9 protein-coding genes and 1 riboswitch are annotated in these 6784 nt (G+C 43.9%); of the genes, 2 read left to right on the top strand and 7 right to left on the bottom strand.

What is annotated here, in order from left to right; genetic code table 11:
* From ACTRWI_RS16770 to ACTRWI_RS16760, 3 genes are all read right to left on the bottom strand, one after another.
* Positions 1 to 170, bottom strand: a 170-nt coding sequence (locus ACTRWI_RS16770) for a DUF3820 family protein (RefSeq protein WP_499132957.1), incomplete at its 3' end; no start/stop codon positions are given.
* Between the two features lie 12 nt (positions 171 to 182).
* Positions 183 to 518 carry a hypothetical protein gene (locus tag ACTRWI_RS16765; protein ID WP_499132954.1) on the bottom strand — a complete coding sequence of 112 codons (336 nt, stop codon included), beginning with the start codon at positions 516 to 518 and terminating at the stop codon, positions 183 to 185.
* Positions 519 to 584: 66 nt separating this feature from the next.
* Complete coding sequence (locus ACTRWI_RS16760) at positions 585 to 938, bottom strand: hypothetical protein (RefSeq protein ID WP_499132953.1); 354 nt, start codon at positions 936 to 938, stop codon at positions 585 to 587.
* Between the two features lie 322 nt (positions 939 to 1260).
* A riboswitch (cyclic di-GMP riboswitch) is annotated at positions 1261 to 1350 on the top strand.
* Between the two features lie 72 nt (positions 1351 to 1422).
* Here ACTRWI_RS16760 and gbpA point away from each other — a divergent pair.
* On the top strand, positions 1423 to 2889 hold the full coding sequence (gbpA, locus tag ACTRWI_RS16755; protein ID WP_499132952.1) for an N-acetylglucosamine-binding protein GbpA: 1467 nt from the start codon (positions 1423 to 1425) through the stop codon (positions 2887 to 2889).
* 111 nt (positions 2890 to 3000) lie between these two features.
* Here the strand turns inward: gbpA and cyoE are convergent, their stop codons facing one another.
* The 4 genes from cyoE to ACTRWI_RS16735 all read right to left on the bottom strand — a co-directional run bounded on the left by cyoE (position 3001) and on the right by ACTRWI_RS16735 (position 6626).
* Entirely contained in the window at positions 3001 to 3909 is a 909-nt protein-coding gene (gene cyoE / locus ACTRWI_RS16750) for a heme o synthase (protein WP_499132956.1), read from the bottom strand.
* A 19-nt stretch (positions 3910 to 3928) separates the two neighbouring features.
* Positions 3929 to 4984: a COX15/CtaA family protein gene (locus tag ACTRWI_RS16745; RefSeq protein WP_499132951.1), complete on the bottom strand. Its 1056-nt coding sequence runs from the start codon at positions 4982 to 4984 to the stop codon at positions 3929 to 3931.
* Between the two features lie 74 nt (positions 4985 to 5058).
* Complete coding sequence (locus tag ACTRWI_RS16740) at positions 5059 to 5667, bottom strand: redox-active disulfide-containing membrane protein (protein WP_499132950.1); 609 nt, start codon at positions 5665 to 5667, stop codon at positions 5059 to 5061.
* Positions 5668 to 5726: 59 nt separating this feature from the next.
* Entirely contained in the window at positions 5727 to 6626 is a 900-nt protein-coding gene (locus tag ACTRWI_RS16735; RefSeq protein WP_499132949.1) for an SURF1 family protein, read from the bottom strand.
* Here ACTRWI_RS16735 and ACTRWI_RS16730 point away from each other — a divergent pair.
* Complete coding sequence (locus ACTRWI_RS16730) at positions 6538 to 6768, top strand: DUF2909 family protein (RefSeq protein WP_499132948.1); 231 nt, start codon at positions 6538 to 6540, stop codon at positions 6766 to 6768. The two genes, ACTRWI_RS16735 and ACTRWI_RS16730, sit on opposite strands and share 89 nt — an antisense overlap.
* The last annotated feature ends 16 nt before the right edge of the window (positions 6769 to 6784 follow it).

The raw sequence follows: 6784 nt of genomic DNA, 5'->3' as shown, positions 1-6784 counted from the left end.
AGGGCGAGACTTAGCTGCATCAAATCACCCAACTCCCCCGAAGGGAATTGTTTTTTATTGGCAAACCACAACAAATATTCTTCGGGTAAATCTATCAACTTACGACCCGCATACTTTCCAAATGGCATCTGCATTCGAGCCAACTTAATCAGGTTCTCTTTCTCTAACATTGTTCTGTCTTTCTATGCGTCATCCATGTTCTGTAGAGTATCACCTAAACGATCAACCCAATAGTTGATTACATATTTGGCGAGCACAAAAATTTGGTCAATGACGACAGAATCATAATCATAATCATCCAACTTGCTCTTCAAACGATCGGCGTCACGCAGCCCTAATCTTGCCCAAACGAGTACCACTCCCCCATCAGGACCACGCTGAAAATCTTCATAAGTAGTGAATTTGGTGGCAGTCTTGATTGGGCCGCCTGCACAACCAAACAAAATGATGCTGGTTGCGACAAGCAAAAGTAGTTTTAGAGGATTCTCAGCACACTTAGATTGGAAAAAAAACACCAAAGTATGCCACACCATATATGAAGAGTTTGTAGAAAAAGGGGCTATAACTCAGAGCTAACTCAAAAATTAGTTGTGTTGAACAGTGTGAGCATACTCTACGATCACTTGATTTCCTTCGATGTAGGCATTTTGGATCTCTCCATCCACACTCATTCTACTTTTCAAATAGACCACTTTAGGACCAGAGTCAGTTCCTTCTTTAAGTGACGGGGATACGTTTCTCGGCTCCAAATGAAGTAGACGACAGAAATGACTCACAAATGACATAGTCAGCGGTGACTCCCCTCGCAACACATTTGAGAAATCAAGCTGACTCATACCAAGCTTCTTTGAAAACTCCATCTGCGTGATTCGCATTCGTGATTTTTGTGACATCCACGTTTGGTATAACGCTTCTCTATCTTGTTCAGTGAATTCCATACTGACTCCTTTATATAATTCATACTAATTAATTGTCCGGTTCTTCATACATAGCGTGTCAGGGTTCGGTTAGCGGAAACCAAAGGTTTGGTTTTGATATGCGCACAATTGTCTTTCAGAACAAAACATCACAATCGAAAAGCATTCACAAAAACGATCAGATCAAGTGCTTTATTAATTTATATCAATGACTTACACATTGAAAACTAAACATATAGCAAGTTAATTTGTATTAAGAATTAAAAGTTCGAGATTAGGATTCCACATTTCAATCTATTCATTCGCCTTTAGAAAACGCGTTGACTACGTTTGACTTGCCTAAACGCACCTCTGGCAAACTATTTGAAAAAATAGGACGCAAAGCCACCGGTCTGTCGACAAAGATTCTGTCTATGATAGCGGGGCCGCCACTTAATAGGATTTAAGTGTCAATGCATGCTGGAGTGTTCCCTTTTTTGTCGGTCAAATACAGTAAGGACAAATAATGAAACAACTCCCAAAAAAATCGCTTATCGCACTATCGCTACTTAGCGTAAGTGGAGCAAGCTTCGGTCACGGTTATGTCTCAGCATACAATAATGGCGCAGCTGAAAGCCGTGTAGCTCTATGTAAGTTCCCTGCAAGTGATACAAAAGAGAAAAACACTAACTGTGGTGCTATTCAATGGGAACCACAAAGTGTCGAAGGCCCTGAAGGCTTCCCTGAAGTCGGGCCCGCTGATGGAAAAATCGCTAGTGCACAATCTTCTTTAGCGACAGCGCTCGACGAGCAAACTTCCGATCGCTGGGTTAAACGCCCTATCCAATCTGGTTCTCAATACTTTGAGTGGACATTCACAGCAAACCACGTAGCGGCTAGTTTCAAATATTACATCACTAAAGAAGGTTGGGACCAAAACTCACCACTGGAACGTGCTTCGTTTGACCTTACACCTTTCTGTGAAATTGATGGTCATGGAGAGGTGACACAAGATACAGCTACTCACATTTGTAACGTACCGGAGAGAGAAGGCTATCACGTGATTCTGGCTGTTTGGGATGTGGGTGATACTCGAATGGCTTTCTACAACGTTATTGATGTGAAATTTGATGGCGACGGACCTATCATTCCTGATTGGGGCCAAGGTGGTCAAATCAACCCAACTCTCGACTTAAATATTGGCGATGCAGTTTACACTCGTGTCTTTGACCAGTCTGGTGAGAACGCTTCATACAGTACAGAGCTAGTGATTGAAAGCAACGAGCAAGGTAAAGCGAACAACTGGTCTTATGCATTGGCATCAAAGATCAACCAAGAGCAGACACAAATCAAAGCCGGTCAATTGAACGACCAAGGTGATTTCGCTCCTGTATACGGCTCAAACCCGGTTTACTTAAAAGCAGGTTCTGGCTTTAAGAGCGTAGAGATCGGCTACAAGATTGACACTCCAAAGCCAGAACATGAAGTTGAAGTAACAGGTTTGGAATCAGAGTACATAATCGACGAGAATCAACCGACTCAACTCGATCTTACTCTAGCAGCAACAGGCGATGTTCAAGCAGAGCTCACGGTATACAACCACCATCGTGAAGCACTTGCGTCTCAGAAGTCTCAACTTAAAGACGGACAAGTTGAAGATGTTCAATTAACTCTGTCGAGATCTGAAGCTGGCCACCACATGCTTGTGGTTGTAACTAAGGATGACCAAGACAACTTAGTTGACCAAAACACACTTGATTTCCATCTTATGGACAAACAGACACCGCCACCAGCAGACGATTACGATTTCGTATTCCCTGAAAGCATTGAATCTTACACTGCAGGTACAAAAGTACTAAGCAGCGATGGTAGCGTTTATCAGTGTAAAGAATTCCCATACTCTGGTTACTGTATACAGTGGGCACCAACGGCAACTCAGTACGAACCTGGTGTCGGTTCACACTGGCAAGATGCTTGGAACAAAGTCGACTAATTGATCGCTCTATACTTACTTTCATGTGAGTGAAGCTAAGCAATCAGCCAAACAAAAACGGATGCCAAGCGCATCCGTTTTCTCGTTCTATATTCATCTACAAATATGATCTTATAGTAGGTAATGGTCTGCCAGCAAAGCAACAAACAAAATCATGAGATGATAAATAGAGAACTTGAATGTCTTCATCGCCATGTTAGGCTCATCACGATACTTTAATACCCAGGCATGATAAACAAACCCACCGTTCAGCACCAAAGACGCGCTCAGGTATATCCAACTGCTCATTCCAACTAATACTGGCAGCAAACACACGATACTTAGCAGTAGTGTATACAGCAGAATTGAAGTTTTGGTGTAAGCTATCCCATGTGTCACAGGCAACATCGGAATATCCACCTTGGCATATTCGTCACGACGATGGATCGCAAGCGCCCAAAAGTGAGGAGGAGTCCAGATGAAGATGATCATCACCAGCAGCCAGGCATTAGAATGCAGCTCGTTCGTCACAGCTGTCCAGCCCAATAAAGGTGGCATTGCCCCTGCGATCCCTGCAATGACAATATTCTGTGGCGTCGCTCTTTTTAAATACATTGTATAGATAACCGCATAACCTAATAGGCTCGCAAAGGTTAGCCAAGCCGTAAGCGGATTAACTAACAAGGCTAAAGTCACAAAGCCAAGTAAGCCGATACCAGCTGCAAAGGCGAATACTCGTACGCTGCTGAGCTCACCCGATGGTAAAGGACGACGATTAGTACGAGACATTTGCCCATCAATTTTCTTGTCGATCAGATGATTAAATGCAGCGGCTGAACCCGCCATCAACCCTATCCCTATCATGCCAAATAATGCTTGCTGTAATGGCAATCCATTAGGCACAGCTAAACACATACCAACTAATGCCGTTAACAACATCAAAGCGACCACTTTAGGCTTGGTCAGTGTTAAATAGACCTTCCAAGCTGCTTTGTTTTGAGCAGCGCCTTCATCACTTAAAGCGGTATCTTGAACCACCATTTGATGCTGTGTTGAAGTTCTACTGACCATGATTACCTCCTTGTAATACACTGTTCTTTACCAAGCTCTCACTTGGTTTTCGGTGCCACACTACAAAGTTTGTTACAACCAAACTGACAAGCAGTATCGCCGCAACTAAGTTATGCAGCACTGCCATTGAAATCGGTAGATGAAACCACACGTTACTGATCCCTAGACTGACTTGCACTGCTAATAACAATGCCACAATGACACCCAGTTTTTGGTGCGCTGTTTGACCAAACTTCCACAACTGATATACGACCATTAGCACCATTATCGTTGCCACAATAGCGCCAAACCTATGCATGACATGTATGGTGAGCCTTGCTGGATACTCGAGTACACCAAACTCATAGTTATCATAACCATGCTGCGCAAAGTCGAACGCCTTCTTAAAATCTAGGTAACTTGTCCAGTTACCTTCACAGATCGGAAGTTGAGTACATACCAGCGCGGCATAATTTGAAGACGTCCAGCCGCCAAGTAAGATCTGTCCAATTACAATTACCAAGCCCAAAAGTGCAGCAAACTTGATAGTCGCCGAGTGCGTCGTGTAACCGAAGCGAGTCTGGAAGCTAGAGAGGCGGCAATAGAGCAGGCAGAGCAAAGACAGCAGAGTGAAACCTCCCATCAAATGTGCCATCACCACAACTGGCATCAGCTTGAGGGTTACGGTCCACATCCCTAACAAAGCTTGAAAGATGACCGTTGCCGCAATAAGTAACGGTAGCCCAGCAGAGATGATGTTCTTCTTAATACACCAAATGACCACAACAAAGATTAGAAGCCCTAAGGAACCTGCAAAGTAGCGATGTACCATCTCTATCCAAGCTTTATCAGCCTCAAGAGCACGTTCAGGGAATTGGAGGTTGGCTTGGTTTACCGCTATTGCATCAGACGGTACTGTGAGCTTTCCATAACATCCAGGCCAATCTGGACACCCAAGTCCTGCGTCCGATAATCGCGTATAAGCACCGAGTACAATCACTGTTAGCGTCAGTAAGATAGTCACTCGCATCACGAGCATGAGTAAATTAGGGGCTTTATTCTGCATCGTTTATCTCCCTATACTTATTCCCTTTCGCTGCCAGAGTTCAGTCACCACAGTCAAACCGATTTGCTTATCAGCTACCCAACACGCGATAGTTTAAGAAGCTTTCTTAAATCATGAATCATGCCTTGGGACTGCCCGACTAACTGCGACGGTTCAGAGACACTTTTGTATTCCATAACGAGTTGACCAAGGGGATCAATGATAACAATCGAAGCTGGCGCGAACTTGGTGCTCAATTGCTCTCCCCCATACAGAAATGACAAATCAGGTTTGTTAAATGCTCCTAGTAATGCATCCCCTTCAGAGACAAACACCACAGCGGTCACTCGTTCTTTATTCTTCCCCAGCGCTAAGTAGCTTTGATTCAAGTAGTGGAGTTGTTGTTCGCATAAGCTGTCGCAGTCCGTTGGAGCAATGTAACCCACCAACCAACCTTCTTCCCCCATCTGCGCCGTCAGTCCAAAATCTTGTAGAGTCAATCTTGGCTCAACTAACTCCCCAGTGTTTGTCACACCAGATGTGTACCAATTTTGATCTAATACCGTTTTAGCGATAATGGCAGGTAAGGCGAAGACCATAATCAATCCGATGAGTACAAGTCGACCACGTGATCGGCGCTGTTTAAACGCAGCAAGATTAGCATCGATACTTTCCTTTCTAGTTTGTGTTTGAAACTTATCCATTTTGACTCCCTGTATTGGCCGCTGCCGATCGCTAACGGTGTTTATACGGTTGCAAGCATTTACTTCTTATTCATGTGACTATGTTTCTTAAAGTATCTAAACCCAATCAACAACATCAGCGAGAGCAATACTGCAGCCATCACAAACCATTGAAATGAGTAACCAAAGTGCTTCTCAGACTTCATTGCCGTCGGACGCCATAACATTTCATAAGGCCATGAATCTAAGCTCTGAGGTTGAAAAATGAACGGCAACACCTCTTGTCCTATGTATTGTGATAATGCTTCTATGTTGATGTTTTGAATCCTTTTCGGCGTCGTGCTTTCTAGACCAAGTTCCTGACTTAACGGATTAACCGAACGTGTATACAAGCGACCAGACATCTCGATTGGTAGCGTTATTTTTCCTATTTCTGGTAGCTCTCTTCTGTCATTACTTGCTGCAACGAATCCAAGATCGATCAAAAGCTGTTTTCTTCCATCTTGAGTTTGAAGCTCGCCCAGCGTGTAAATCACATATCCCACCGTTCCTTGATTGATTTGATTGTCCAGCAAGAGAATTAAACCACTCGGTTTCACTAATTCGACGTCAGCTTTCAAGCCATTTAAGGTCGAAGGGGGCAACGGCTGCTGAGTTCCATCGCTTGCCTTTCGCCATTCATCGAGCACTGTATCTAGCGGCTTAGGAGGTTGCAGAGCTCTCTGCGATAGCTGCTGCTCATAACGCAGTTTCTCGTTACCTCTGTCTAACTGCCATAAACCCAACTTGATTAAAATGCCGACTGAAACCAAAGTTAAAGCAACCGCAAACCATAAACCTTTACTGCGGAACTTTCGCTCATCATAATTCAATCTGTTTGGAGTTATCACTATGGCGTCACCTACCTTTATCCTGTTATTCAAAGTTGTGTTGGTTGCCATGCTGTTTTTCATCGCATTCAACTTAATGAAAGGGCTCATCCAAATCGCTTCGAGCAAATACAATGGCAAAAAGCTGAGTCACTTCTTGGGGCGCCGAGTTATGTGGTCAGCTATTGCTGTGTTACTGCTATTGCTAGCTTTAGGATCTGGAGTTATAACGCCCAACCCTCGTCCTTATTAAAGCCTTTAGCCTTGTC

The organism is Pseudoalteromonas sp. G5_S1_14_S5, assembly GCF_054968605.1.
Note: the sequence above shows the minus strand (reverse complement) of the source record. Positions and strands in the feature narration are given on the sequence as shown.

Excerpts from the sequence above, each read along its gene's own strand:
- ACTRWI_RS16760 (WP_499132953.1), bottom strand. The coding sequence starts at position 938 with ATGGAATTCACTGAACAAGATAGAGAAGCGTTATACCAAACGTGGATG.
- gbpA (WP_499132952.1), top strand. The coding sequence starts at position 1,423 with ATGAAACAACTCCCAAAAAAATCGCTTATCGCACTATCGCTACTTAGC.
- cyoE (WP_499132956.1), bottom strand. The coding sequence starts at position 3,909 with ATGGTGGTTCAAGATACCGCTTTAAGTGATGAAGGCGCTGCTCAAAAC.
- ACTRWI_RS16745 (WP_499132951.1), bottom strand. The coding sequence starts at position 4,984 with ATGCAGAATAAAGCCCCTAATTTACTCATGCTCGTGATGCGAGTGACT.
- ACTRWI_RS16740 (WP_499132950.1), bottom strand. The coding sequence starts at position 5,667 with ATGGATAAGTTTCAAACACAAACTAGAAAGGAAAGTATCGATGCTAAT.
- ACTRWI_RS16730 (WP_499132948.1), top strand. The coding sequence starts at position 6,538 with ATGGCGTCACCTACCTTTATCCTGTTATTCAAAGTTGTGTTGGTTGCC.
- ACTRWI_RS16735 (WP_499132949.1), bottom strand. The coding sequence starts at position 6,626 with ATGAGCCCTTTCATTAAGTTGAATGCGATGAAAAACAGCATGGCAACC.